Source organism: Paucilactobacillus suebicus DSM 5007 = KCTC 3549 (assembly GCF_001434475.1).
In the GTDB taxonomy this organism is placed as follows: domain Bacteria; phylum Bacillota; class Bacilli; order Lactobacillales; family Lactobacillaceae; genus Paucilactobacillus; species Paucilactobacillus suebicus.
In genome coordinates, this window is sequence record NZ_AZGF01000076.1 from 1 (window position 1) to 449 (window position 449).

Consider the following 449-nt stretch of genomic DNA (forward strand, 5'->3'; position numbering starts at 1 on the left):
TGTAGTCAATGGTAGCGGTCCGACTGTAATCGTTCGTCTGTGTCTCGGCTGGTGCTACTGTATTGCCAGCTTCGTCTACGAAATCAATTGTCCGCGTTACTTGGGCATTCAGGTTAGCTTCATCGACACCAGCGGGATATTTGATACTGTTTGGATCGTTCGGATCAATACTATCCGTCGTTGTCTTTGGATCACTTGGTGCAACGGTTACCGTCGAACTATGGTAAACCACCGTTTCCGTGATATCAGCTGGTAAGGCTGAACCATCACTGGCTTGACTGGCTACTGTTGGAGCTTCATTATCGGCGATTACACTGGTGCGATCTGGCACCATGCCACTTACTTGTGCTGCTGGCACGGCACTGAAGTTTTCACTTTCCAATGTCCAATCACCATAGGTGATCGTTGGTTGACCATTGGCATCCAAGTTACTGTAGTCAATGGTGGCG

General features: G+C 48.8%; 1 protein-coding gene. It reads right to left on the bottom strand.

What is annotated here, in order from left to right; translation table 11 throughout:
• Positions 1 to 449: mucin-binding protein (locus FD16_RS12980; RefSeq protein ID WP_420835650.1), on the bottom strand; the 449-nt coding region annotated here is incomplete at both ends.